Genomic DNA, 1,675 nt, shown 5'->3' with positions numbered 1-1,675 from the left:
CATTTTTATATCCATTCCTTTCGCTTTGCTCAGGCACAAAACGTTATGAAAACAGTTTTCTACCCGGCTTTTTTTCTTTATAATTCTTTTTGTAGGGAACTCGGTATACTACAAATCACGGGGAGGTGAGTAGGCTGTTCCTCTTCTGGAATGACTGTATTTTTATATGTGTAGTTCGCCTTTTCAAGCACAAATAAGTGTGACACCAAGCACGTAATCTTATCTTTGTATAAACTACTTCGTTTATGGCTTAGGCGTTCAGTCAATGCCGTCTCTCCCTATAATCTTTAGTGAACCTTTTGGTTCTGAAAGGAGTCCCTATGGCTTTAAAAATCGTGTACAAAATTTGTTGTGGTATCGATGTCCACAAAAACTTTGTAGTGGCTTGCATTGCTAAAACGGATAAGCAAGGCGTTACCACTTATGAGCGCCATCACTTTTCAACCTACACGAAAGGACTGAAACAGTTGCTCAAATGGCTGCTCGACCGTAATTGCAAGGATGTCTGTATGGAATCTACAGGTAAATATTGGATTCCCGTTTACAATGTCTTAGAACACGACTGTTCCATTGTCCTTGCTCATCCCAAATATGTTAAGGCTATCCGTGGTAAAAAAACTGACAAGAAAGATGCGAAATGGATTGCTGACCTGTTTAAGCATGATCTTGTTGCCGGTAGCTTTATGCCTCCTGCTGACATTCGTCAACTCCGTGACCTTATGCGTTACCGTTTCAAACTGACCTGCTTTAAGTCCAGCGAAAAGAATCGTTACCAGAATTGTCTCACGGTTTCCAACATCCAGTTGGGGAACGTTGTCTCGGACACTTTTGGTAAGAGTTCTCAAAAGATTATTGCTAAAATCCTTGAAAATCCTGATGATACTTCTTTTGATATCGGATCTTTAATCCATGGTTCCATGAAAGATAAACTTCCTGAACTGGAACTCGCCATTGACGGATATATCACTCCGGAACAGGCTGCTAAATTAAAGATCATTAAAGAACATTTTGATAACCTTGAAGCCCGGAAAGCAGAGTTAGAAGAACTCATTCTTGCGCTCGCCAATCCCTATCAGCAGGAAATTTCCATTATCCTAACCGCTCCAGGTTTTAAGAACACCTTTACTGCTATCGGTATCATCTCCGAAATCGGAACAAACATGGAGGCTTTCCCTTCGGCGAAACACTTATGTTCATGGGCTGGTCTTACTCCAACCAACAATGAAAGTGCAGGGAAGAAAAAATCTGTCCGGGTTTCCAAGGCCGGATGCTATATCAAACCACTTCTTGTACAGTGTGCAAACGCTGCAATCAAGAGTAAAAAGCATCCGGAAATTCGTGACCGCTACCTCCGTATCAAAAAGCGTCGCGGTCACAAGAAGGCAATCATTGCTATTGCAAGAATGCTTCTTACAGCATTATACCACATGCTCAAAAATGGTGAGAATTATAATTCAGATTTATACCAAAAATCTGATATTCTTCCGACAACTCGTGAAATCACGGTTGAGCAGGCTATTTTAATGGCTCAGTTTCAAGGTTTCCGCATCAAGTCAGCAACGGAATAACCTGTAACTTTGTCTACATATTCAATTTTCAAAGCAGCCACCGTAAGATGGCTTTGTTGTGATACGATTAAGGTAATGGATAACCTCTACTTTTCATTTTCAATCTT

Annotated in this window: 1 protein-coding gene; it reads left to right on the top strand. The window is 40.7% G+C overall.

Annotated elements, in window-relative coordinates; all coding sequences use genetic code 11:
- The first annotated feature begins 320 nt into the window (after nucleotides 1–320).
- The gene (locus ACTQXY_RS15370; protein ID WP_044988652.1) at nucleotides 321–1,568 is read left to right on the top strand and encodes an IS110 family RNA-guided transposase; all 1,248 of its coding nucleotides are present in this window, start codon (nucleotides 321–323) and stop codon (nucleotides 1,566–1,568) included.
- Nucleotides 1,569–1,675 lie beyond the last annotated feature (107 nt).

Source organism: Faecalimonas sp. LCP19S3_D12, assembly GCF_052121495.1.
Taxonomy (GTDB): Bacteria; Bacillota; Clostridia; order Lachnospirales; family Lachnospiraceae; genus Faecalimonas.
The sequence above is the reverse complement of the archived record's forward strand: the minus strand, read 5'-3'. Positions and strand labels throughout refer to the sequence as shown.

Coding starts and splice junctions, on each gene's coding strand:
- ACTQXY_RS15370 (WP_044988652.1), top strand. CDS start 321: ATGGCTTTAAAAATCGTGTACAAAATTTGTTGTGGTATCGATGTCCAC.